This is a genomic window from Streptomyces sp. NPDC048338, from assembly GCF_043201055.1.
In the GTDB taxonomy this organism is placed as follows: Bacteria; Actinomycetota; Actinomycetes; order Streptomycetales; family Streptomycetaceae; genus Streptomyces.
Window position 1 is genome coordinate 280,018 of sequence record NZ_JBICYQ010000003.1, and the last position, 22,009, is coordinate 302,026.

Here is a 22,009-nt window from a genome sequence, read left to right on the forward strand (position 1 = left end):
GCTCTTGCACAAAGATGCTACCCGAGGAAGGACCGAGGTGTCGGCTCACGACCAGCTGCTGGTGGTCATCGACCCGGTCGCCCGCCGGAACGACGGCGAGTCCGTACGGATCGCGAAGGATGTGTTGTGTGCGGGAGCAGAAGCGAAGATCTGCCTCCCGGACAGCCCGGAGGAATTCTCCCGGGCCCTGGCCAGGCGGGGTGCGCGCCGCCCGGTGGTGATCGGGGACGACCGCGCACTGCTACGCACGGTGACCCTGTTGCACCGGGAGCGTGAGCTCGGGGACGGCCCGCTCTCGCTCGTGCCGATCGGCGCCCCGGGCTCCCTGGAAGTGGCGCACGCGCTCGGCGTGCCGCAGAACGCGGTGGCCGCGGCCCGGGCGGTGCTCGACGGCACCGTCCGCCGGCTCGACCTGCTCGTCGACGACAGCGACGGGGTCGTGCTCGGCGATCTGAGCATTCCGGCCGCCCAGGGAGCCGCGGCGGTGCCCGCCCCGCCCTCGGTCTGGGGCACCTGCCGCTCGCTGGTGCGCACCCTCGTCCGCCCCGCCCCGGGGCAGGTCGCGATCCGCACCCACCGGCTGCGGGTGGAGGCGGACGGCGTGCTGCTCAGCGACGTGAACGCGCCGGTGGAGGGGGTGACCGTCCGCTCCCTGGCCGGCACGGCCGAGATCACGGTCCACCCGCCGGCCGCACCCGCCTTCCACGCGACCGCGCACACCCTCACGGTCTCCGGGCCGGACTTCCGCTACCGCGCGGACACGGTGGTGTCCGGGCCGGTGCGGCGCCGGACGTGGACGGTCCGGGCGCAGGCCTGGGGGCTGACGCTGCCGAAGGACGCGGAGGCGTACGGCTGACGAGTGCCCCGAGGGGGCGCACTCCCGAGGCGGCGCGGCCCGTGGGCGCGCGGCGAACCCGGCGCGGAACCCCGGCGCGGGCGCCCGCCGGCCGGGGCGCGGGCACGCGGGCTCAGGAGCCGGTGCGGCCCGCCCGACGGGCCCGCCAGCGGTCCATCATCCCGTGCATCTCCTCCTGGAGGAACGCGAAGAACTCGGCCGTCTCGGCCGTCCGCACGCCCGCCGCCGTGTCCGGGCCGAGGACGTCCGAGCCGTCGCGCAGCAGCTGCTCCCAGCGGGTCAGGAGCTGGTCGCGGCGGGTGAAGGTCTCGTACCAGAGCTCGTTGTGGAGGACGTAGCGGTCGCGGCGGGTGCCCGGGTCGCGTTCGCGGCCGACCATGTTGACCTGGGTGAGGTACCGGACCGCGCCGGAGACGGCGGCCGGGCTGATCCTCAGCTGCTCGGCGAGCTCCGCCGAGGTCATGGAGGCCGTTTCGGAGGCGAGCAGCGCCGCGAAGACGCGGGAGGCCATCCGCTGCATGCCGGCCTCGGTCAGTTCGGCGGCGAAGCGCTCCACGAAGCGCGAGACCGCCTCGTCGTTGGTCGTCGTCATGGGCTCCACTTTATGCTCTTCCTTAACTTCACAAGTTTGTGAAAGTCGCGTACGTTCGGAAACATGACGAAGGCAATCACCGTGGCCGGGCTGCACAAGTCGTTCGGCCGGACGCACGCCCTGGACGGTCTCGACCTCGCCGTCGAGGCCGGTGAGGTCCACGGCTTCCTCGGTCCGAACGGCGCCGGGAAGTCCACCGCCATCCGCGTCCTCCTCGGCCTGCTGCGCCCCGACTCCGGCGCCGCCCAGGTCCTCGGCGGGGACCCCTGGCACGACGCGGTCGCCCTGCACCGCCGCATCGCCTACGTCCCCGGTGACGTGACGCTCTGGCGGAACCTGTCCGGGGGCGAGGTCATCGACCTCTTCGGCAGGCTCCGGGGCGGGCTGGACCCGGCCCGGCGGGCCGAGCTGACCGAGCGCTTCGAGCTCGACCCGACGAAGAAGGGGCGGACCTACTCCAAGGGCAACCGCCAGAAGGTCGCCCTGGTCGCCGCGTTCGCCTCCGACGTCGACCTCCTCGTCCTCGACGAGCCCACCAGCGGCCTCGACCCGCTGATGGAGGAGGTCTTCCAGAGCTGCGTCTCCGAGGCGCGCGACCGGGGGCGGACCGTCCTGCTGTCCTCGCACCTCCTGAGCGAGGTCGAGAGCCTCTGTGACCGGGTCAGCATCATCCGCAGGGGCCGGACGGTGGAGACCGGATCGCTGGCGGAACTGCGCCATCTCACCCGCACGAGCGTCTCGGCCGAACTCGCCGGCACACCCGAGGGGCTCGCGGCCCTCCCCGGCGTGCACGACCTCGACGTCCGGGGCCACCGCGTCCGGCTCCAGGTCGACACCGACGGACTCGACGCCGTGCTGCGCGCCCTCACCGCCGCCGGGGTCCGCTCGCTCACCAGCACGCCGCCGACCCTGGAGCAGCTCTTCCTCCGGCACTACGCCGCGGACGCCGCCACCGAGGGCGCCGCCGCGTCCGACGCGGGGGTGAGCGCCCGATGAGCGCACGCGCGGTCCCGCTGACCGGGACCGGCACCCTGACCCGGCTCGCGCTGCGCCGCGACCGGCTGATGACGCCGCTGTGGGTACTGGTCGTCGGCGGCCTCGTGGCGAGCGGCTCCGGATCGCTGGAGGGGCTCTACGGCACCGCGGCCCAGCGCGCCGAACTGGCCGCCTCGATGAACGCCAACAGCTCGATGCGCTCGCTGTACGGGCCCGTCTTCGGCGACTCGCTCGGCGCCCTCGTCGCCTGGCGGTTCGGCACCTTCGCGGCCGTGCTCGCCGGCGTGATGAGCCTGGTCATCGTCGTCCGGCACACCCGCGAGGAGGAGGAGACGGGCCGTCAGGAGATGCTCTCCGCCGGGATGGTGGGACGCCGAGCCCCGCTGACGGCCGCGCTGCTGGCCGCGCTGGCCGCCAACACGGCCCTCGCCCTCCTCGTCACCGTGTCCCTCGCAGGGCAGGGCACGGGCGGGGCGCTCGCGCTCGGCCTCGCGATCGGCGGGACCGGGATGCTCTTCGCGACGACGGCGGCGATCGCCGCCCAGCTGACCGAGAGCGCCCGGCTCGCCAGGGGGCTGACGTCCGCCGTCCTCGGGCTCGCCTTCGTGCTGCGGGCGGCGGGGGACGCCGGCCGGGCCGACGGCGGTTCCGTCCTGACCTGGCTGTCGCCGATCGGCTGGGCCGAGCACGTCCGCGCCTTCGCCGGAGTGCGCTGGTGGGTGCCGGGGCTGATCGCCGTCGCCGTGCTCGTGCAGACCGCCCTGGCCTACGGGCTGACCGAGCGGCGCGACGTCGGGATGAGCTTCCTGCCCTCCCGGCCGGGCCCGGCTCTGGGCCGGCTCGGCACGACGGGCGCGCTCGCCGTGCGGCTCCAGCGCGGCACCGTCCTCGGCTGGTCCCTCGGCTTCCTCCTCGGCGGGATCGTCTTCGGCGGCATGGTCGAGGGCGCGGCCGACATCGTCGGCGACAACGAGCGGGCCCGGGAGATCTTCGAGCGGATGGGCGGGCAGAGCGGCCTGACGGACGCGTTCCTCGCCACGATGGTCGGCCTCTTCGGGATGCTCGCGGCGCTGTACGCGGTGGGGTCGGTGCTGCGGCTGCACGGCGAGGAGACGTCGGGGCGGGGCGAGCCGATCCTGGCGAACGCGGTCGGGCGGCTGCGCTGGGCGGCCGGGCACCTGGTGATCGCGTTCGGCGGCGCGGCGCTGATCCTGCTGCTCGGCGGCCTCGGCCTGTACCTCTCGTACGGGCGGGACCTCGGTCCGATCCTGGGCGCGTCGCTGGTGCAGCTCCCGGCCGTCTGGACCCTCGCCGGGCTGGCGGTCCTGCTGTGGGGCGCCGTGCCGAAGGCGGCGAGCGCGGCGTGGGGCGCGGCCGGGGCGGCGCTGGCCCTGGGCTGGATCGGTCCGGCACTGGACCTCCCCTCGTGGGCCCTGGACCTGTCGCCCTTCGGTCACCTGCCGAAGCTCCCCGGCCCGGAGATGACGTGGTCCCCGGTCCTGACCCTGACCGTCCTCGCCGCGGCGCTGACGACGGCGGGCCTGGCGGCGCTGCGCCGCCGCGACCTCGCCGGCTGAGCGGTCGGGGGCGAGAGGTCGGGGGCGGGGGGAGGACGGGGGTCCGGTCGTTCCCGGGTCGATCCCGCCGCGGGCGCCGCCCATGCCCGGCCCCGTCCGCCTCCCCCGGCCCCTCACACCGTCACGAGCAGCTCCTCCACGCCCCGGATGACGTAGCCCGGCTTCCAGCGCGGCTCGGCGGCGAGCCGGAGGCCCGGTGCCTTGCGCAGCAGCGCCTCGAAGACCGTCGTGAGCTCCAGGCGGGCCAGCGGGGCGCCGAGGCAGTAGTGGATGCCGGCGCCGAAGGTGAGGTGCGGGTTGTCGGCCCGGGCCAGGTCCAGGGTGTCGGCCGTCGGCCCGAAGCGGGCCGGGTCGCGGTTGGCCGAGCCGAAGAGCAGGGCGACCTCGGAGCCGCGGGGGATGAGCCGGCCGCCGACCTCGATGTCGTCGAGGACCCAGCGCTCGAACATCTGCAGCGGGGTGTCGTACCGCAGGATCTCCTCCACGGCCGTGGACAGCAGCCGGTCCGGGTCCGCCCGCAGCGCGGCCAGCTGCTCGGGATGGCGCAGCAGCGTCCACCAGCCGTTGACCGTGGTGTTGACCGTCGCCTCGTGGCCCGCGTTGAGCAGCAGCACGCAGGTCGAGACCATCTCCTGCTCGGTGAGCTCCTCCACCCCCACCAGGGCCGAGATCAGGTCCTCGCCGGGCGCCTTGCGCCGGCGCGCGATCAGCTCCCGCAGGTAGTCGGAGAACTCCACCGACGCGGTCACCGCCCGGCGGGCCGTGTCCTCCGAGGGGTTCAGCTCGAACATCCCGCAGATGTCGGCCGACCACGGCCGCAGCCGCGCCCGCTCCTCGTCCTCCTCCGGGATCCCCAGCATCTCCGCGATCACCGCGACCGGCAGCGGCTCCGCCACGTCCGCGAGGAGGTCGCCGCCGCCGCGCTCCACCAGGCCGTCGACCAGACCGGCGGCGAGTGCGCGCACGGTCGGCTCCAGCCGCTCCACCGTCCGCGGGGTGAACGCCTTCGAGACCAGCCGCCGGATCCGGGTGTGGTCCGGCGCCTCCAGGTCGAGCAGACCGTGGTCGTTGAGGGTGTGGAACGGCTCGTGCGCCGCCGGGGGCGCCTGGCGGCCGAACTCCTCGTGCGTGAAGCGGTGCAGGTACGTCCGGCCGAGCCGGCGGTCGCGCAGCAGCGCCGACACGTCCTCGTGGTGCGGGATCAGCCATTGCCGGGTCGGCGCGTTCCAGTGCGCGCGACCCCCGGCCCGCAGCGCGGCGTACGCGGGATAGGGGTCGGCGATGAAACCGGGCGATTCGGGGGCGAAGAGGTCCTCGGGTGCAGCGTCCATGACCGGACGCTACCCGCCGACCTGCACCAGCCTCGCCTCGTACGCGAAGACCGCGGCCTGCGTCCGGTCCCGCAGCCCCAGCTTCACCAGGATCCGGCTCACATGCGTCTTGATCGTCGACTCGGCGACCACCAGGTGGTCGGCGATCTCCGCGTTCGACAGGCCCTGGGCGATCAGCACCAGCACCTCCGTCTCCCGCTCGGTCAGGTCCCCGACCTGGGCGAGCGCCGGTGCCCGCGGCGACTCCGCCGCCTTGGCGAACTCGGTGATCAGCCGCTTGGTCACCGTCGGCGCCAGCAGGGCCTCGCCGGCCGCCACCACCCGGACCCCGTCGGCCAGTTGCCGCGCGGAGGCGTCCTTCAGCAGGAAGCCCGAGGCACCGGCGCGCAGCGCCTGGTACACGTACTCGTCGAGGTCGAAGGTCGTCAGGACCAGCACCTTGGCGTCGGCGTCCGCCGCGACGATCTCGCGCGTCGCCTCGATGCCGTTCAGCTCGGGCATCCGGATGTCCATCAGGACCACGTCCGGACGCAGCGCCGCGACCTGCGCGACGGCCTCGCGTCCGTTGACCGCCTCGCCGACGACCTCGATGTCCGGCATCGCGCCGAGCAGGACCGAGAAACCCTCGCGGACCATCATCTGGTCGTCGACGATCAGCACCTTGATCGTCATTCCGCCGCCTCCTCACGCGCCACGGGGATGAACGCCGTCACTTCGTAGCCGCCGTCGGCCGTCGTCTCGGCCGTCATCTCGCCGCTCAGCATGCCCACCCGCTCGCGCATGCCCGTGATGCCGTGCCCGGCGCCCGGCGACGGCTTGACCAGCCCGCGCGCCGGACCGTTCACGATCCGCAGGCCCAGGCCGCCGAGCACGTAGCTGACCTCGACCTTCGCCTCCGCGCCGGGCGCGTGCCGCAGCACGTTGCTCAGCGCCTCCTGGATGATCCGGTACGCGGAGAGCTCGACGCCCTGCGGCAGCTCCCGCACCGCGCCGGTCACCGTCTTCTCGACGGCGAGACCGGCCTCCCGGACGTTGGCGACCAGCCCTTCGAGCTCGGCGAGGGTGGGCTGCGGAGCGTCGGGGGCCTCGTAGTCCTCCGCCCGTACGACACCGAGGACGCGACGGAGTTCGGTCAGGGCCGCGACCGCGTTCTCGCGGATGGTGGCGAACGCCTGCTCCAGCTCCGGCGGCGGGTTCTCGACCCGGTAGGGGGCGGCCTCCGCCTGGATCGCGACCACCGACATGTGGTGGGCGACGACGTCGTGCAGCTCGCGGGCGATCGTGGTGCGCTCTTCGAGCAGCGTGCGGCGGGAGCGTTCGACGGCGGTCACGGACTGCTGGGCGGTGACCTCGCGGGCGGCCTGCCGGCGGACCTGGAGGACGGTCACCACGAGCAGCGAGAGCGCGGCGCAGAACAGCAGCGGGGGGCCGTCGGTGGTGTGGCCGACGCCGAGGAAGACCTCGGCGAGGACCGCGTACCCCGCGGTCAGCAGCCACATCCAGCCCGCGGTGCGCGGCCGGGTGCGGGCGGCGACGACCGTGAGGACGACGAGGTGCGCGGCGAAGGAGTTCGGGCTCCAGGGCCAGCCGTCCCCGTAACTGCCGAGAAAGCCGAGGAAGGGGGTGGAGAGCAGCGAGGCCCAGAAGGCGAGCACCGGGCGCACGAGGGTGAGCAGCACGATCACGGCGGGCCCGAAGGAGTACAGCGCCAGCACCGGCGGGGCCGAGCCGTGCACGACGGAGGCGCCGATCAGGAAGACGAGGAAGGCGCAGCCGGCGACCACCACGTGCGGTGTCCACGCCATGTGGGGGCGTATCCGCCGGGGCAGGCGCCGCGTGATCGGCCCGTCGACCGCCATCGGCGGCATCGGGCGGTAGGCGAAGGCGTCGTGGAAGAGGTCCTGGCGCAGCCCGGAGAGCGCGCCCTGGGCCAGGCGGAACTCGGGGCTGCGGCTCTGCTCGGAGGTCTGGGTCACGTACGCCAAGGTACGGGGAGGGCACGGACGGGGTCGTCCCCATGAATGGGGATCCTTCCGCGTCCGTCCCAGGTACTACGTCGCTGATCAGGACCGGGGCGCCGGGGTGCGGCCAGTGGCCCGCCGGGGACGGGCCGGACCGGCGGGCGCGCGACGGCGCGGCCGGTCGCCGGGGTGCGGCCGGACGTCTCCACCGGGAGGATCACCGGCCGCGGCGACCCCGGGGGCTCCGTTCACCAGGCCAGCTGGGCGATCTCCTCCGCCACCACCGCGCACGCGTCCGCGGACGGGTCGATCAGCGGGAAGTGGCCCACGTCCTCCAGCAGGGTGAAGCCGACGGCCTCGCCGGCCTTGGCCGCCGCCTCGGCGTAGGCCTGCGCGACGGCCTGCGGGACGACGACGTCCTCGCGCCCCTGGACGACCGCGGTCGCGATCCCGGTCGGCAGCAGCAGCGCCGGGTCGGCGTGCCGCGCACGGACGTCGAACTCGCCCTCGCCGCCGAGGAACTCGGTGACGGCGCCGCCGCACACCCCGAGCTCCACGGCCCGGTCGAAGTGCGCGATCGGGGCCAGCGCGACCACCCCGCGCAGCGGCGGCGGGGCGGCGAGCCGCCACGGCGAGTCGGGGGGAAGGACGTGCCGGGCCGCGGCCCACAGCGCGAGGTGGCCGCCCGCCGAGTGGCCGGTGAGCACGATGCGGCGGGCGTCGGCCTGCGGCAGGTGCTCCCCGGCGAGACGCGGCACGGCGTCCAGTGCGGCGGCCACGTCGTCGAGGGTCTCGGGCCACCGCCCGGCGACCGGGCCGGTACCGCCCTGCCGCGGGATGGAGCCGCCCCGCCGGTACTCGACGCTGGCGACGGCGAAGCCGCGGCGCGCGAGGAAGTCCACGAAGGGAGTCAGGTGCTGCCGGTCGTAGGGCGCCCGCCAGGCGCCGCCGTGCAGGGCGACGACCAGCGGGGCCTGCCGAGCGCCGTCCCGCGGGGCGTAGAAGTCGACGACCTGGTCGGGGTGTTCGCCATAGGCGGCGGAGGCGTCCGGGGCGACGGCCGGGTGCGAGAAGGCCGATGCCTCTTCGGCGGCGTCGCGCGCGGCGGGGTCGGGCATGCTGTTCCCACCTCTCGGGTACGGGGCCGAATCGACCTGACCTGCGGGGACCGTACCAGGAGTGGGGGCCCCGCAGGTCAGGTGATCACCGGACCGTACGGCCTCAGGCGGAAGTGGACCCTCCGGCCGTGCTCGCGGGGATCTCCGCGAGCACCTCGGCCAGGGTCCGGGCGGCCCGCTCGGCGTCGGCGAAGCCCACGTAGAGCGGGGTGAAGCCGAACCGGAGCACGTCCGGACGACGGAGGTCGCCCACCACCCCGCGCCGGATCAACTCCGCCATGACGGCGGGCGCCTCGGCACAGCGCAGCGCCACCTGGCTGCCGCGCTCGGCATGCGCCTCGGGGGTCAGCGACTCCACCCGGCCGGCCGGCGCGTACGCCCGGACGCATTCCAGGAAGAAGTCCGTCAGGGCCAGGGACTTGGCCCGGACGTCCTCGACCGCGACGCCGTCCCACACGTCGAGCGCCGATTCGAGCGCCAGCATGGAGAGGATGTCGGGGGTCCCCACCCGGCCGCGCGGCGCGCCGTCGGCGGCCTCGTACCCGGCGGTCATGCCGAAGGGGTCGGCGTGCGAGTTCCAGCCGGGCAGCGGGGAGTCGAAGGCGGCCTGGTGCCGCTCGGCGACGTACAGGTACGCGGGCGAACCGGGGCCGCCGTTGAGGTACTTGTACGTGCAGCCGACGGCCAGGTCGACCCCGTGCTCGTCCAGCCCGACCGGCAGGGCGCCGGCGCTGTGGCACAGGTCCCAGATCGCGAGCGCGCCCGCCGCGCGGACCGCCGCCGTGATGCCGGGCAGGTCGTGCAGCCGGCCGGTGCGGTAGTCGACGTGGTTGACCAGCGCGGCGGCCGTGCGCGGCCCGACGGCCTCGGGGACCTCGGCCGGCGTGACGGGCACGATCCGGCGGCCCGTCATCCGCGCCGCGGACGCGGCGATGTAGCCGTCGGTGGGGAACGTCGTCGCGTCGACGAGTATCTCGTCGCGTCCGTCGCCCGCGAGCCGGGCGGCGGCCACCACGGCCTTGAAGACGTTCACGCTGGTCGAGTCGCCGACCACGATCCGGCCCGGGGCGGCGCCGACGAGCGGGGCGATCCGGTCGCCGATCCGCTCGGGCGCGGTCCACCAGCCGGACTCGTCCCAGGAGCGGATGCGCAGCCGCCCCCACTCGCGGGTGATGACGTCGGCCATCCGGGCGGGCACGTGCGCGGGCAGGGCGCCCAGCGAGTTCCCGTCGAGGTAGACCGCGTCGTCCAGGGTGAACCGCTCGCGCAGCTTGCCCAGCGGGTCGTCGGCGTCACGCAGCAGCGCGTTCTCGCGCCAGACCTCAGACATGGCTGCGCGCCGTCCACAGCTCGGGGAAGACGTTCTTCTGCGCCCGCTTCTCTAGCCAGGCCACGCCGGCCGAGCCGCCGGTGCCCGTCTTGGAGCCCATGGCCCGCCGGGTGGCGACGAGGTGGTCGTTGCGCCAGCGCCAGACGAGCTCGGCGACGTCGCTCAACGCCTCGCCCAGCCGGACGAGTTCGCCGTTCTGGTCGGTGTCGGCGTAGATCCCGGCCCAGACCAGTTCGACCTCGGGCGACGGCTCGTACTTCTTCGCCAGGTCACGGCCGAGGACGGCCTCGGGCACCGGCAGGCCGCGCCGGTGGAGCAGCCGGAGCACCTCGTCGTACAGGCTGGGCTCGTGCAGGGCCTTCTCCAGCTCCGCGTGGACCCGGGGCGCGCCGCGGTGCGGGACCAGCATCGACGCGGACTTCTCGCCGAGCAGGAACTCCATCCGCCGGTACATCGCCGACTGGAAGCCGGAGCCCTCGCCGAGGGCGGCGCGGTAGGCGTTGAACTGCGCCGGGGTCAGCTGGGCGAGCGGGCGCCAGGACTGGTTCAGGGCCTCCAGCTCGCGCACGGAGCGCTTCAGCGCGTCCATCGCCACCGGGATGCGGTCCTCGCGCAGCGCGCGGCTCGCGGTCTCCCACTCGTGGACGATGACGGTGAACCACAGCTCCATGACCTGGGTGGTGACCAGGAAGACCATCTCGCCCGGGTCGTCGGAGCGCAGGTGCTGGAGGTGGGTGAGAACGTCCGCCTGGACGTAGTCCTCGTACGGCGTGGTGCCCGCGAAGTCGAGGTTCGGGTCATCGACCGAACCGGCTCCGGAGGCATCGGGGAAGGTGGACATCGCTGTCTCCTCGATACGAACTACCGGGTAGCGGTCCGCTCCTTCCGATTGGCAAGTGGAGCCCCGGTCCCCTCGGGGCCGTGTGCCACGTCGCACGCGGTCCCACGCGCATCATGACACGATCGGGCCGGTGATGTAGCTCCCGTCTTCGTCATACGGATACGCGTTCGATCGGCAGCCGTTCAGGCCCTTGATCTGCTGCATCATCACCGGAGCGAGCTTCCCGGAACCGGGGCAGCCCATGTGCTGCCGGATGCCGATCTCGTGGCCGACCTCATGGTTGATGATCAGGTGGCGGTACTCCGCGGGCGTCCCGGCGAAGGTCGGCGAGCCCAGCATCCAGCGCCGGAGGTTCACCACGACGCCCGAGGTCGTCTCGCAGTTCAGTTCGCCGTGGGTGTTCAGCCCGCCGGCGAGGCAGAGCCGGTCGGCGGTGGCGGGCGTGGCGATCCGGATGACGAAGTCCTCGTTCTCGTCGACCAGCTGGAAGCGGCCCCGGCCGTGGGCCGCCCAGCCGCGCGGATGGGCCAGGATCTGCTGGATCTCGGCGGCCGCGTCGCGGGCGGAGAGGTCGATGCCGTCCTCGACCTGGACGCGGTAGCGGCGCAGGGACCCCCCGGTGCCGACGGCGGCGCCGGAGGACCGGGCGGTGCTGAAGGTACCGGCGCCCGAGGCGGGCACCCCCGTCTTCTTCTTCGGTGTGGGCTTCGGCGTCGGCTTCACGGTCGCCTTCGGCGTCGCGGCGCGCGTGGTGGCCCGGGGGCTCGGGGTCGCCGTCGTCGGGTCGGGCACGGGGGCCGGTGCCTCCGCCGCGGTGACCGGGTCCTGGCCGGTGTCTCCGCGGTAGTGCGCGAGAGCCGCGCCCCCGCCGAGCGAGACCGCCGCCAGCGCGAGGGCCGGCAGCGCGAGGCGGGCCACGGCACCCCGCCGGGAGCGTCTACGGCCGCGCTTCGGTGTTCGTCGCCGTCCCGCGGGGACGGCGGCACGCTTGCCCAAGATCGGACTCCCCCTGCGTGGGCCGGTGCGGGGAGAGCGGGGCCTCCGGACCGGCGCTCGTTACTGCGGTCCGAAGGATCGTAACCGCCTCTTCGAACGGCTTCGAACGACTCCCGGACTCCGGCCCGATCCGCTCCTGCGCACATGAACAGGGCGTGTCACCCCGGGGACGGACAGCGACCCCGGGGTGGGACCGGACATCAGCCGAGGGTGTCGGCCGCCGTCTGGGAGGAGTCGCGCAGGAAGGTCGAGCAGCGCTCGTACTCGTCCTTCTCACCGATGTCGCCGGCCGCGCGCGCCAGCGCGTGCAGCGCCCGCAGGAAGCCCCGGTTCGGCTCGTGCTCCCACGGCACCGGGCCGTGGCCCTTCCAGCCGCTGCGGCGCAGCGCGTCCAGGCCCCGGTGGTAGCCGGTGCGGGCGTAGGCGTACGACTCGACGACCCGGCCGCCCTCGTACGCCTCGTCGGCGAGCTGGGCCCAGGCCAGCGAGGAGGTCGGGTACTTCGCGGCGACGTCCGCCGGCGCCACGCCGTTCGCGAGCAGCTCGCGCGGCTCGGGATCGTCGGGCAGGTGGGTGGGGGGCGGTCCCCCCAGCAGGTTCTCGTGGATGGCCATGGCCCCAGTCTGCCGCAGCGCCGCACCGGCATGTCCGCCGGACGGGGTGCGGGCCCCGCCGGGCCGGGGCGGATGTCACGTCTCCCCGTGCGCCTCCGGAGCAGAGGGCGGGGCGGACTCCCCCCGCGCGCCCGGATCCAGCGGCGGCGAGGTCACCCCGCAGTGGACCTTGCACTCGGGGTGGCAGCGCGCCTCCTCCGCGCGCTCCGGCGACCGGACCAGCGTCCAGGCCAGCACCGCTCCCGCCACCAGCACCGCCGCGCACATCGGCATCGCCCGCCGGAACGTCTCCCCGAACTCGGCCGCCGACTTGTACGCCTCGGGGCCCATCCCCGCCAGCAGCGGCAGCGCCGCCACCGCGAGGAGACCCGCCGCCCGCGCCGCCGCGTTGTTGATCCCGCTCGCCAGACCCGCCCGGGCCACGTCCACCGACGCCAGCACGGTGGCGGTCAGCGGCGCCACCAGCGTGGTCATCCCCAGACCGAGGACCAGCAGCGCCGGCAGCACGTCCAGGACGTACGAGGGGTCCTCGCCGACCCGCAGCATCAGCAGCATCCCCGCCGCGCACAGCAGCGGCCCCACGGTCAGCGGGATCCGGGGCCCGATCCGCTCCCCCAGCTCGCCCGACCGCGCGGAGAGCAGCAGCATCAGCACCGTCGTGGGGAGCAGCGCCGTCCCCGCCCCGAGCGCCGAGTAGCCGGACACCACCTGGAGCTGGAGCGCGGCCAGGAAGAAGAAGCCGCCGAACGCCGCGTACACGCAGAGCGTCACCAGGTTGACCGACGTGAACTGCCGGGACGCGAAGATCGACGGCGGCGCCATCGCCTCCTCGCCCCGCCGGCGCTCCACGAGGACGAAGAGGGCGCCCACCGCCACCCCCGCGACGGCCGCCCACCACGCCGCGCCGATCAGCGCGTAGGTGACCAGCGCCAGGCCCGAGGCGCCCAGGACGGCCCCGAGGACGTCGAAGCGGCCGTGGGCGCTCTCGTCCCGCGATTCGGGGACGTGCCGCAGCGCGACCGGTACGCACAGCGCGGCCAGGGGCACGTTCAGGAGGAACACCCAGCGCCAGCCGGGCCCGTCGACCAGCCAGCCGCCGACGAAGGGGCCGACCGCCGCGCCCACGCCGCCGAAGCCGGACCAGAGGCCGACCGCCCGCGCCCGGTCGTCGGGATGGAAGCTGGCCTGGATCAGCGCGAGCGACCCCGGTGTCAGCAGCGCTCCGCCCACGCCCTGGAGGGCCCGGGCAGCGATCAGCACGCCCGCGTTCGGGGCGAGCCCGCACAGCAGCGAGGCGAGCGCGAACCACACCACACCGACGACGAACACCTTCCGCCGTCCGTAGCGGTCCCCCAGCGCTCCGCCGAGCAGGATCAGCCCGGCCAGGGTGAGCATGTAGGCGTTGACGGTCCACTGCAGGTCCGCCAGGTCGGCTCCCAGGTCCTCGCCGATGTGGGGCAGGGCCACGTTGACCACGGTGGAGTCGAGCAGGGCCATCCCGGACCCCAGCACGGTCGTGAAGACGATCCACCGTCCCGTTCCCGTGGCGAGCCTGATGTCCATGCTTTGCATCGTCCCGCGATCGCGCCGCCCACGCCTGCCGACCGGACGAGGGCCGCGGGACCGGTCCCCACCGCGGGCGCGGACCGCCCCGGCATCCTCCGGCGCGGCCGGGCGCGTCGTCACGCCCGGCCGGAGGACGCTCCGCTCAGCCGGTCCGCAGCCTCGTCGCCGCCCGCACCAGCGCGTCCACGCCCCGCTCCGCCTTCTCGCGCGGGCAGCCCACGTTCAGCCGGACGAACCCCGGCGTGCCGTACACCCCGCCCGGCATGATCGCGACCTTCTCGGTCTCCACCAGCTCCCGCTGGAGCGCGCTGTCGTCGACACCGAGGGGGCGCAGGTCGATCCAGGCCAGATAGCCCGCCTCCGGAGGCGTCCACTCCACCTCCGGAAGCCCCTCCCGCAGGCGCTCCGCGAGCATGCGCATCGTGCCCGCCACATAGGACCGCAGGTCGTCGAGCCACGCTCCGCCCTGCCGGTACGCGGCGATGTGGGCGGTCAGCGAGAGCACCGCCGGCGACGCGAGGCCCTCCCCGGTCTCCATGCGCCGGATGAACGCCAGGCGCTCGTCGGGGTCGCCGATGATCCCGTACGAGCCACTCAGCGCGGGGAAGTTGAAGGACTTCGTTCCCGAGGTGACCACCGCCCACCGCCGGCCCCGCCCCGCGGCGGCGAACCGGGTCCAGGGCAGGTGCCGGTGGCCGTCCGCGACCATGTCCGCGTGGATCTCGTCGCTCACGACGGCCACGCCGTGCCGTTCGGCGAGCCGCGCGAAGTGCGCCAGCTCGTGCTCCCGCCACACCCGCCCGGTCGGGTTGTGGGGTGAGCAGAGCAGCAGCATCCGCGAGTCCGGGCGCGCCAGCTCACGCTCCAGGGCCTCGGTGTCCCCGATCGGCACGCCCCGCAGCTCCCGCCCGAGCCCGGTGACGGCCTTGCGGAACCCGTCGTACGTCGGGGTGTGCACGACGACCCCGTCGCCCGGCTCGGTCCACATCCGGAGCAGTTGGGAGAGCTGGTTCAGTACGGAGGGCGCGTAGACCAGCGTCTCGACGTCGAGCTCGGTCGCGTACCGGCTCGCGTACCAGTGGCGGACCGCCTCCCGGAACTCCCCGAGCCGCCAGTCGGTGTAGCCGAACACACCGTGCTCCACGCGCTCGCGCAGCGCCGCCAGGACCTCCGGCGGGGAGGCGAAGTCCATGTCGGAGATCGTGAACGGGAGCAGGTCGCCGACGCCGAAGCGGTCCGCTATGCCGTCCCACTGGACCGACCAGGTGCCACGGCGGTCGATCACCCGGTCGAAGTCGTATGCGTACGTCGTCACGCGCAGCCCTTCACATGCCGAGGGCCCGGCACGGCCGCCGAAGCGGTCGCACCGGGCCCCCGGGACACGGTCTCGGAATGGAGCCTCGAACTACTTGATCTTCGTGCCGGTCGAGCGCAGCGCCGCGCACGCCTCGGTCACGCGCTGGGCCATGCCCGCCTCGGCCAGCTTGCCCCAGGTGCGCGGGTCGTAGGTCGACTTCTTGCCGACCTCGCCGTCGACCTTCAGGACGCCGTCGTAGTTCTTGAACATGTGGTCCGCGACCGGACGCGTGAAGGCGTACTGGGTGTCGGTGTCCAGGTTCATCTTCACGACGCCGTTCTCCAGCGCGGTGGCGATCTCCTCGGCGGTGGAGCCGGAGCCGCCGTGGAAGACGAAGTCGAACGGGGAGGCCTTGCCGTACTTCTCGGCGACGCCCGCCTGCAGGTCCTTGAGCAGCTCGGGACGGAGCACGACGTTGCCCGGCTTGTAGACGCCGTGCACGTTGCCGAAGGAGGCGGCGAGCAGGTAGCGGCCCTTCTCGCCCAGGCCCAGGGCCTCGGCGGTGCGGATCGCGTCGTCGACCGTGGTGTACAGCTCGTCGTTGATCTCGTGCGTGACGCCGTCCTCCTCGCCACCGGTCGGGGTGATCTCGACCTCGAGGATGATCTTCGCCGCGACGGCCTTGGCGAGCAGCTCCTGGCCGATGGCCAGGTTGTCCGCGAGGGTCTCGGCGGAGCCGTCCCACATGTGGGACTGGAACAGCGGGTTGCGGCCGGCCTTGACGCGCTCGGCGGAGATGTCGAGCAGCGGACGGACGTAGCCGTCCAGCTTGTCCTTCGGGCAGTGGTCGGTGTGCAGAGCCACCGTGATGTCGTACTTCGCGGCGACGATGTGCGCGAACTCGGCCAGGGCAACGGCGCCCGTGACCATGTCCTTGTTGTGCTGGCCGCCCAGGAACTCGGCTCCACCGGTCGAGATCTGGATGATGCCGTCGCTCTCGGCCTCCGCGAAGCCGCGCAGCGCAGCGTGCAGGGTCTGGGACGAAGTCACGTTGATGGCCGGGTAGGCGAACTTGCCTGCCTTCGCCCGGTCGAGCATCTCGTTGTAGACCTCGGGGGTTGCGATGGGCATTCGTCCGCTCCTTGTGATGTGCGGTATGTGCGTTGCTTGACCCTGACCTGGGGCGACGTCATCGTCGGGGCCCATCTTTCCAGACTCTTGTACGGACACCATGACGAAGGGGCGGAGCGTTTCACGTGAAACACTCCGCCCCTCCTGAAAGCCGCAGGTCAGACCCGCTCGGCCGGTGCCGCGGACCCTACGTCACGACTTCGCGTCGGTCAGGCCAGATCCAGGTCCGCCAGCTGGTAGCCGGTGAGGTAGGGCAGCCCCGCGCCGGCGATCGCCTCGGCCGCACCGCGGTCCACGATCGTCGCGACGGCCACGACCTCGCCACCCGCCTCGCGCACCGCCTCGACAGCCGTCAGCGGCGAGCCGCCGGTCGTCGAGGTGTCCTCGACGACGAGGCAGCGCTTGCCCTTGACGTCCGTGCCCTCGATACGGCGCTGCATGCCGTGCGCCTTCTGCGCCTTGCGGACGACGAAGGCGTCGAGCCGCTGCCCACGGGCGGCCGAGGCGTGCAGCATCGACGTCGCGACCGGGTCGGCGCCCAGGGTGAGGCCGCCCACGCAGTCGAAGTCCAGGTCGGCGGTCAGGTCCAGCATGACCTGACCGACGAGCGGCGCGGCCTCGCCGTCCAGCGTGATCCGGCGCAGGTCGATGTAGTAGTCGGCTTCCAGACCCGACGAGAGGGTCACCTTGCCGTGCACCACGGCCTTGTCCTTGATCTGCTGGAGCAGCTCAGCGCGTACGTCAGTCATGGTCAGCAGCTTAGGGCGTGTCCGGAAAGGAGCGGCGTCCGCCCGCAGGGCAGGCGCGACTTTCCGGACGCGACCCTAGGGGGTGTCCCGTCAGAGCCGCCGCCAGGTCCAGGTGGCCGCGATCTCCAGCGGATCGATGGGGGTCACCAGGCGCGGAAGGGTGTTGAGTCCGTTCGGCGGACCGGACTGCGGTTCCACGCACACCGCCTCCGGCTGCTCGTCGTAGAGGACGACCCACGCGGCCCGGCTGGTCACCTTCAGCTCCAGCTGCTCCGGCCAGGTCAGCGTGACGTCGACACCCTCGGGCATGCCGAAGCAGTCGTCCCACGGGCCGGGCGTCGGGCCGATCCGGCGGCCGGTCGGGAGGTGGTCCGGGCCCCGCTCCTCCTGCCAGTCGGCGGTGAAGTCGACCCGCACGTCCTGGCCGCCGTCGCCGAGGTTCCGGCGGAACCAGGGGTGCCAGCCGGCCTGGGCCGGGAAGGAGTCGTCGGTGGCCTCGACGCCGAGGGTGAGGGTGAGCGCGTCCTCGGTCAGCTCGAAGAGCTGGGTGACGCGCCCCGCGTACGGCCAGGGCTCGGTGAGGTCGTACGTGAAGGCCGCCTCGCGCTCGCCGGCCCGGGCGGTCTTCCACGCGGCGTCGCGGCCGGTGCCGTGGATGGCGTGCGGGGCCGCGTTGAGGGGCAGCTGGTGGGTGGTCCCGCCGTTCCGGAAGCGTCCGTCGGCCGTGCGCCCGCACCAGGGCACCATGGGGAAGCAGCCGTACCGCTCGCCCTGGCGCAGCAGCTCGTGGCCGCCGATGCGCAGGCTCTCGATCCGGCAGCCGTTGTCGGGGCTGATGGTCAACTCGGCGTCGCCCGCCGTCAGTCGCGTCTGCTCGCTCACGCCCCCGACCCTAACGGGGTGTCAGCGTCGGCGGCGCAGGGCACGGCCGACGACGACCGCGGAGGCGAGGGCGAGGGCGGCGGCGGGGGCGATCCACCGCAGGGTGGCTCCCGAACCGCCGGCGTCCGGGGCGGGCACGGGGGCATACCGGCCGCGCGGCGGCGCGTGGTCGACCTCCTCGGCGCTCCGTCCGATCATCGTCCGACGGGCGTGCGCGGCTTCGACGGCCGGGGTTTCGGCGGGCAGCTCCACCGGGGTCTCGCCGAACTCCTCGTCGAGCCGGGGGTCGAGCGAGGGCGGCGGGACCGGAGTGTCGAAGACGGACGGACGACCGGGTTCCTCGACACCGTCGTCGACGCCGTCGCTGTCGCTGTCCGCCTCGCCGTCCGGCGCCACCGCGGCGGCGCCGTCCTCGGGAGTGCTCTCCGCGATCCCGTCCGGCGTCTCGTGGATGGTCTCGTCGGTGGCCGCGTCGGTGGCCGCGTCCAGCACGGAGGCGTCGGCTTCGGCCGTCCGGGCGGCGGCCGCTGCCAGGGACTCGGCGAAACGGTCCATCAGGCGGCGGCCGGCCGACGCCGAGACCTCCTCCGACTGGTCCGCGAGACGCCCCTCGGCGGCGAGTGTGCCGGTGAAGGCGAGCTTCGTGCCCTCGGCCACCGGGGTGAGCACGAGCGTCAGCACCAGCTTCGCCGTGCCCTTGCCGCGGGCCTCCGCTCCCTCGCCCTCGGCCACGAAGGCGCCGTCGCGCTCCCTCAGCCGCAGGGCGCCGCGATAGGTGATGGTGTTGCCGCCGACCCGGACCTTCAGCCGGCCCGAGAGCGGGCCCGCGTCCGCGTCCGCGTCCTGCTGGAGGCCGGGGACGCAGCGCGCCACCCGTGCGGGGTCCGTCAGCGTCGCGCGCAGGACCTCGGCCGGAACCGGAACGAACACCTCATGCTCCATGGAAGCCGAGCCTACTCAGCCCCGGCGCCGACGTCGCCTGTTTGTGCGCCCCGGCCCCCGCCCCTCTGTCCGTCACAGGTGCCCCCCGGCCCCCGCCCCTCTGTCCGTCAGCCGTCGTAGCGGGGGTGGACGAGCGTCGAGGGCGGCAGCGCGGCGCCGTCCGGGTCCCGGGTCCGCTCGGTGCTCCGGGCACCGGTCACCAGGCGTCCTGTCGTGAGGGACCGCAGCACCGGAGCGTCCGCCGCCAGCCCCAGCGGGGGCGGCCTCCGCCCCGGGGCCGCCAGGAGGAATCCCCAGTCCCGCGGGCCCCGCTCACCGGTGCTCGCCCGCTCGGCCCGGTCGGGCCCCGCGGCGAATCCGGCGGCCCGGCCGCTCGCTCCGTAGGGCCTCGTCGCGAAGCCGGCGGACCGCAGGGTGGCCTCCACCGTCCAGTACGTCCGCGGGCGGGCCGAGGCGGAGCCGGCGTGCACGACCACCCGTCCGCCGTCCGCGAGGGCCCGGGCGACCAGGCCGTAGAACTCCTCCGAGTACAGCTTGGTGCTGGAGGTGATGCCGGGATCGGGCAGGTCCGAGATCACCACGTCGTACCGGTGGGACGCGCCCGCCCCGCGCAGCCAGCGGAAGGCGTCGGCGTACGCCACCTGGACGCGCGGGTCCCGGAACGCCTGCCGGTTGAGCGCGGCGAGCTCGGGGTCGGTCCGGGCGAGGTCGACGACTCCGGGGTCGAGTTCGACGACGGTGACCGCCTCGACGCCCGGATAGCGCAGCACCTCCCGCGCGGCGAGGCCGTCCCCGCCGCCGACGATCAGCACGCGCGCGTGGGCTCCGTTCATCGCGGGGTGCACCAGCGCCTCGTGGTAGCGGTGCTCGTCCTGCCCGGCGACCCGCAGGCGGCCGTCGAGGAAGAGGTCCGGCGGTGTGCCCCGCTCCCCCGTCACCACGACCTCCTGCTGCCGGGTGTGCACGGCGACCCGCACGCTGTCGCCGTACACCGCGCGCCGCGCCGCCGACTCGAAGTCGTCGACGAGGACGGTCGCGGTGGCGAGGACGGCGAGCACGGTCACGTTCACCGCGATCAGCAACGTCCGGGCGCGGGCGGTCAGATCCCGCCGGAACAGCCACAGCACGAGCCCGGCGCCCGCCACCGCGTTCACCGCGCCGGTGACGAGCGCGCCGGTGAGCTGGCCGAGCCAGGGCAGCAGCAGGAACGGGAAGGCGAGGCCGCCGACCAGCGCGCCGACGTAGTCCGCGGCGAAGAGGTCGGCGACCGTCCCGGCCGCGTCGTCCTTCTCCCGTGCGCCGGGCGAACGCGCCGACTCCGCACGCTGGATGAGCGACATCAGCAGCGGGATCTCGGCTCCGATGAGGACGCCGATGGCGAGGGAGAACGCCACCAGGACGTACCGCGACTCGCCGAGCCAGGCGAACGCCGCGTACAGCACCAGCGCGGAACAGCCGCCGATCAGGGCGAGCCCGGCCTCCACCAGGCCGAAGCCGACCGCCGCGTGGCAGCGCAGCTGCTTGGCCAGCAACGAGCCGACGCCCATGGCGAAGACCATCACGGACAGCACCACGGACGCCTGGGTGACCGAGTCGCCGATCAGATACGAGGCGAGCGCGACCAGCTCCAGTTCGTAGACCAGACCGCAGGCGGCGCAGACGAAGACCACGGCGAGGACCGGATACCGCACCGCGCTCGGCCTCACGGGCAGCCGCGTCACCCGCTTGGGTGGCGCGGTCACGGGCGAATCGATCATGTTCGTAACGCTACGTCACACAACTTTCGCCGCCTGTCACCCACACGAGTGCACCTGGGTCGCTCGGGCGGCGCATCACAGCGAGGCGGGCATACGAACGCCGATCCGCGTCCGGGTGACCACCAGCTGCCCCTCCTGCGGGTAGGCGTGCCAGGTGCGCCAGCGCACCTGTCCCTCGTGGCGCTGCGCCAGCATCGCGGTGAAGGCGTACGGGGAGCCGGGGAACGTCCCCGCGAGACCGTTGGGATGGTCGGCGACGAGCGCCAGCAGCTCCTGGGCGCGGCCGGCGAAGGAGCCGTCCGACAACGTCTCGACGCGGGCGGCGAATTCGTACTCCCAGCCGCCGACGCGCTTGGAGACGCCCAGCGGCAGCGGCGTGCTGCTGCCCGGCATGCAGGCGACGGTCTCGGAGCAGCTGCGGCCCTCCTCTTCCAGAAGCACCTGGTGGGAGGCGCCGAGCAGACGCAACTGGAGCTTGGCGGAGCCGAGTTCGAGGTCGAGAGCGGCGAGCGCGGGCAGCGGCTCGCGCCCCAGGGCCCAGGCCAGATCGGCCGCACGCGTGTCGGTGTAGGAGGTCTTCAGGGTCGTGAGCATGGGTCGGCTCCGCAAACACGGTTTGACGGGTGGGCCGGGGGCGCCCCGGAGAAGGATTCAACGGGAGTGGGGGATCGCCGGCTCGGGTCCACACACGGTCCGAGGGCTGGATGTTCTCAACAGCGAGGGAATCACGGACTTCGAGCGACTCACAGCGTTTTTACCCAACTTGACGTGGTTTCCATCCCCCCGGGGACCCCAACGTTCACTTGTTCAATCGGAATCCACCGCGGGCCTCCGCCACGCGCTGTCCGGCCGGCCCCGGGACCGGCCGGACAGCGCGGGATGCGCGCCGGACGGCGGCCCTTGTCAGCTGCCCCCGCCGCAGCCGCCCCCGCAGCCGCTGCCCCCGCAGGACGACGAGCCGCAGGACGAACCGCCGGCACAGGAGCCGCTGCCGCCGCCCCCGCCGCCGCCCGCCCACCAGCTGCGCTTGCGCCGCCGGCTCGCCCTGCTCGCCTTCGAGAACACCAGGCCGATCACCACGAACAGGATCAGAAATCCGAAGAGCAGTACTTCCATCCGTGTCACCCCCGTTGGTCTGTGTGAGGGGGATGCCCCTCACGGATCCGGCCTCAACCGAAGTTGAGGAAGTGCAGAGCTTTCAGCTGCCGCAGGACGAGCTGGAGCAGGAGCTCGACGAACATGAGGAGCTCGAACACGACGAGCTCGAACACGAGGACGACGAGCAGGAGAACGACGAAGACGAGGACGAGCCCGACGACGGGGCGGTAACGGCGGACGCCGTCCCCGTGCCCGCCCACCAGCTGTCCCCGCCCTTCCGCGGCGTGCTCCGCAGGCCACGCCGGGCGATCCACACCACACATCCGATGACGAGCGCGAGGCCCGCGAGGAAGAGCAGAAGTTCCATGACCCGGC

The 22,009-nt window shown here is 73.7% G+C and carries 22 protein-coding genes; 3 read left to right on the forward strand and 19 right to left on the reverse strand.

Annotation, left to right across the window (positions count from 1 at the left end; genetic code table 11):
• Nucleotides 1-37 precede the first annotated feature (37 nt).
• Nucleotides 38-856 (forward strand): diacylglycerol kinase, encoded by an 819-nt coding sequence (locus tag ACGFZF_RS08815; RefSeq protein WP_393552176.1) that lies wholly within the window; start codon nucleotides 38-40, stop codon nucleotides 854-856.
• 112 nt (nucleotides 857-968) lie between these two features.
• Here the strand turns inward: ACGFZF_RS08815 and ACGFZF_RS08820 are convergent, their stop codons facing one another.
• The gene (locus ACGFZF_RS08820; protein ID WP_393552178.1) at nucleotides 969-1,448 is read right to left on the reverse strand and encodes a GbsR/MarR family transcriptional regulator; all 480 of its coding nucleotides are present in this window, start codon (nucleotides 1,446-1,448) and stop codon (nucleotides 969-971) included.
• 63 nt (nucleotides 1,449-1,511) lie between these two features.
• Between ACGFZF_RS08820 and ACGFZF_RS08825 the strand changes: the two genes are divergently transcribed.
• Both ACGFZF_RS08825 and ACGFZF_RS08830 read left to right on the forward strand, forming a co-directional pair.
• Complete coding sequence (locus ACGFZF_RS08825; RefSeq protein WP_393552180.1) at nucleotides 1,512-2,444, forward strand: ATP-binding cassette domain-containing protein; 933 nt, start codon at nucleotides 1,512-1,514, stop codon at nucleotides 2,442-2,444.
• Nucleotides 2,441-4,021 carry an ABC transporter permease gene (locus ACGFZF_RS08830; RefSeq protein WP_393552182.1) on the forward strand — a complete coding sequence of 527 codons (1,581 nt, stop codon included), beginning with the start codon at nucleotides 2,441-2,443 and terminating at the stop codon, nucleotides 4,019-4,021. The genes ACGFZF_RS08825 and ACGFZF_RS08830 overlap by 4 nt, the downstream gene beginning before the upstream one ends.
• 113 nt (nucleotides 4,022-4,134) lie before the next feature.
• On the opposite strand, the gene ACGFZF_RS08835 is transcribed toward ACGFZF_RS08830, so the two are convergent.
• The 18 genes from ACGFZF_RS08835 to ACGFZF_RS08920 form a co-directional block, all read right to left on the reverse strand.
• Nucleotides 4,135-5,352: a cytochrome P450 gene (locus ACGFZF_RS08835; RefSeq protein WP_393552184.1), complete on the reverse strand. Its 1,218-nt coding sequence runs from the start codon at nucleotides 5,350-5,352 to the stop codon at nucleotides 4,135-4,137.
• Nucleotides 5,353-5,361: 9 nt separating this feature from the next.
• Nucleotides 5,362-6,024, reverse strand: coding sequence for a response regulator transcription factor (locus ACGFZF_RS08840; protein ID WP_147978908.1), 663 nt, complete (start codon nucleotides 6,022-6,024; stop codon nucleotides 5,362-5,364).
• On the reverse strand, nucleotides 6,021-7,328 hold the full coding sequence (locus tag ACGFZF_RS08845) for a sensor histidine kinase (protein ID WP_393552187.1): 1,308 nt from the start codon (nucleotides 7,326-7,328) through the stop codon (nucleotides 6,021-6,023). Before ACGFZF_RS08845 ends, ACGFZF_RS08840 begins: the two co-directional genes overlap by 4 nt.
• Before the next feature lie 233 nt (nucleotides 7,329-7,561).
• Nucleotides 7,562-8,431, reverse strand: a complete 870-nt coding sequence (locus ACGFZF_RS08850) for an alpha/beta hydrolase (protein ID WP_393552189.1) — start codon at nucleotides 8,429-8,431, stop codon at nucleotides 7,562-7,564.
• 103 nt (nucleotides 8,432-8,534) lie between these two features.
• Nucleotides 8,535-9,761 carry a kynureninase gene (kynU, locus tag ACGFZF_RS08855; RefSeq protein ID WP_393552192.1) on the reverse strand — a complete coding sequence of 409 codons (1,227 nt, stop codon included), beginning with the start codon at nucleotides 9,759-9,761 and terminating at the stop codon, nucleotides 8,535-8,537.
• On the reverse strand, nucleotides 9,754-10,602 hold the full coding sequence (locus tag ACGFZF_RS08860) for a tryptophan 2,3-dioxygenase family protein (protein WP_393552194.1): 849 nt from the start codon (nucleotides 10,600-10,602) through the stop codon (nucleotides 9,754-9,756). Before ACGFZF_RS08860 ends, kynU begins: the two co-directional genes overlap by 8 nt.
• A gap of 111 nt (nucleotides 10,603-10,713) precedes the next feature.
• A complete protein-coding gene (locus ACGFZF_RS08865; protein WP_393552196.1) occupies nucleotides 10,714-11,598 on the reverse strand; it encodes a DUF3152 domain-containing protein in 885 nt (294 codons plus the stop codon).
• 200 nt (nucleotides 11,599-11,798) lie between these two features.
• On the reverse strand, nucleotides 11,799-12,212 hold the full coding sequence (locus ACGFZF_RS08870) for a DUF3151 domain-containing protein (protein ID WP_147978903.1): 414 nt from the start codon (nucleotides 12,210-12,212) through the stop codon (nucleotides 11,799-11,801).
• 75 nt (nucleotides 12,213-12,287) lie between these two features.
• Nucleotides 12,288-13,775, reverse strand: coding sequence for an MFS transporter (locus ACGFZF_RS08875; RefSeq protein WP_393552199.1), 1,488 nt, complete (start codon nucleotides 13,773-13,775; stop codon nucleotides 12,288-12,290).
• 145 nt (nucleotides 13,776-13,920) lie between these two features.
• On the reverse strand, nucleotides 13,921-15,093 hold the full coding sequence (locus ACGFZF_RS08880; RefSeq protein ID WP_393552201.1) for a MalY/PatB family protein: 1,173 nt from the start codon (nucleotides 15,091-15,093) through the stop codon (nucleotides 13,921-13,923).
• A 90-nt stretch (nucleotides 15,094-15,183) separates the two neighbouring features.
• The gene (gene fbaA / locus ACGFZF_RS08885; protein WP_147978901.1) at nucleotides 15,184-16,206 is read right to left on the reverse strand and encodes a class II fructose-bisphosphate aldolase; all 1,023 of its coding nucleotides are present in this window, start codon (nucleotides 16,204-16,206) and stop codon (nucleotides 15,184-15,186) included.
• 209 nt (nucleotides 16,207-16,415) lie between these two features.
• Nucleotides 16,416-16,955, reverse strand: coding sequence for an orotate phosphoribosyltransferase (gene pyrE / locus ACGFZF_RS08890; protein WP_393552205.1), 540 nt, complete (start codon nucleotides 16,953-16,955; stop codon nucleotides 16,416-16,418).
• 90 nt (nucleotides 16,956-17,045) lie between these two features.
• Nucleotides 17,046-17,837, reverse strand: a complete 792-nt coding sequence (locus ACGFZF_RS08895) for an aldose 1-epimerase (RefSeq protein ID WP_393552208.1) — start codon at nucleotides 17,835-17,837, stop codon at nucleotides 17,046-17,048.
• Nucleotides 17,838-17,858: 21 nt separating this feature from the next.
• Nucleotides 17,859-18,779: an SRPBCC family protein gene (locus ACGFZF_RS08900; protein WP_393552211.1), complete on the reverse strand. Its 921-nt coding sequence runs from the start codon at nucleotides 18,777-18,779 to the stop codon at nucleotides 17,859-17,861.
• Between the two features lie 107 nt (nucleotides 18,780-18,886).
• Entirely contained in the window at nucleotides 18,887-20,536 is a 1,650-nt protein-coding gene (locus ACGFZF_RS08905) for a polyamine aminopropyltransferase (RefSeq protein ID WP_393552214.1), read from the reverse strand.
• A 75-nt stretch (nucleotides 20,537-20,611) separates the two neighbouring features.
• A complete protein-coding gene (locus ACGFZF_RS08910; protein ID WP_147978896.1) occupies nucleotides 20,612-21,130 on the reverse strand; it encodes a DUF2617 family protein in 519 nt (172 codons plus the stop codon).
• Between the two features lie 309 nt (nucleotides 21,131-21,439).
• Nucleotides 21,440-21,652: a hypothetical protein gene (locus ACGFZF_RS08915; RefSeq protein WP_393552218.1), complete on the reverse strand. Its 213-nt coding sequence runs from the start codon at nucleotides 21,650-21,652 to the stop codon at nucleotides 21,440-21,442.
• 53 nt (nucleotides 21,653-21,705) lie between these two features.
• Nucleotides 21,706-21,948 carry a hypothetical protein gene (locus ACGFZF_RS08920; protein WP_393552221.1) on the reverse strand — a complete coding sequence of 81 codons (243 nt, stop codon included), beginning with the start codon at nucleotides 21,946-21,948 and terminating at the stop codon, nucleotides 21,706-21,708.
• Nucleotides 21,949-22,009: the final 61 nt, after the last annotated feature.

What these genes read in the sequence shown, in the direction of transcription:
- ACGFZF_RS08910 (WP_147978896.1), bottom strand. Translation starts at nt 21,130, where the DNA reads ATGCTCACGACCCTGAAGACCTCCTACACCGACACGCGTGCGGCCGAT.
- ACGFZF_RS08825 (WP_393552180.1), top strand. Translation starts at nt 1,512, where the DNA reads ATGACGAAGGCAATCACCGTGGCCGGGCTGCACAAGTCGTTCGGCCGG.
- ACGFZF_RS08860 (WP_393552194.1), bottom strand. Translation starts at nt 10,602, where the DNA reads ATGTCCACCTTCCCCGATGCCTCCGGAGCCGGTTCGGTCGATGACCCG.
- ACGFZF_RS08875 (WP_393552199.1), bottom strand. Translation starts at nt 13,775, where the DNA reads ATGGACATCAGGCTCGCCACGGGAACGGGACGGTGGATCGTCTTCACG.
- ACGFZF_RS08900 (WP_393552211.1), bottom strand. Translation starts at nt 18,779, where the DNA reads ATGGAGCATGAGGTGTTCGTTCCGGTTCCGGCCGAGGTCCTGCGCGCG.
- ACGFZF_RS08835 (WP_393552184.1), bottom strand. Translation starts at nt 5,352, where the DNA reads ATGGACGCTGCACCCGAGGACCTCTTCGCCCCCGAATCGCCCGGTTTC.
- fbaA (WP_147978901.1), bottom strand. Translation starts at nt 16,206, where the DNA reads ATGCCCATCGCAACCCCCGAGGTCTACAACGAGATGCTCGACCGGGCG.
- pyrE (WP_393552205.1), bottom strand. Translation starts at nt 16,955, where the DNA reads ATGACTGACGTACGCGCTGAGCTGCTCCAGCAGATCAAGGACAAGGCC.
- ACGFZF_RS08840 (WP_147978908.1), bottom strand. Translation starts at nt 6,024, where the DNA reads ATGACGATCAAGGTGCTGATCGTCGACGACCAGATGATGGTCCGCGAG.
- ACGFZF_RS08870 (WP_147978903.1), bottom strand. Translation starts at nt 12,212, where the DNA reads ATGGCCATCCACGAGAACCTGCTGGGGGGACCGCCCCCCACCCACCTG.
- kynU (WP_393552192.1), bottom strand. Translation starts at nt 9,761, where the DNA reads ATGTCTGAGGTCTGGCGCGAGAACGCGCTGCTGCGTGACGCCGACGAC.
- ACGFZF_RS08830 (WP_393552182.1), top strand. Translation starts at nt 2,441, where the DNA reads ATGAGCGCACGCGCGGTCCCGCTGACCGGGACCGGCACCCTGACCCGG.
- ACGFZF_RS08820 (WP_393552178.1), bottom strand. Translation starts at nt 1,448, where the DNA reads ATGACGACGACCAACGACGAGGCGGTCTCGCGCTTCGTGGAGCGCTTC.
- ACGFZF_RS08850 (WP_393552189.1), bottom strand. Translation starts at nt 8,431, where the DNA reads ATGCCCGACCCCGCCGCGCGCGACGCCGCCGAAGAGGCATCGGCCTTC.
- ACGFZF_RS08915 (WP_393552218.1), bottom strand. Translation starts at nt 21,652, where the DNA reads ATGGAAGTACTGCTCTTCGGATTTCTGATCCTGTTCGTGGTGATCGGC.
- ACGFZF_RS08905 (WP_393552214.1), bottom strand. Translation starts at nt 20,536, where the DNA reads ATGATCGATTCGCCCGTGACCGCGCCACCCAAGCGGGTGACGCGGCTG.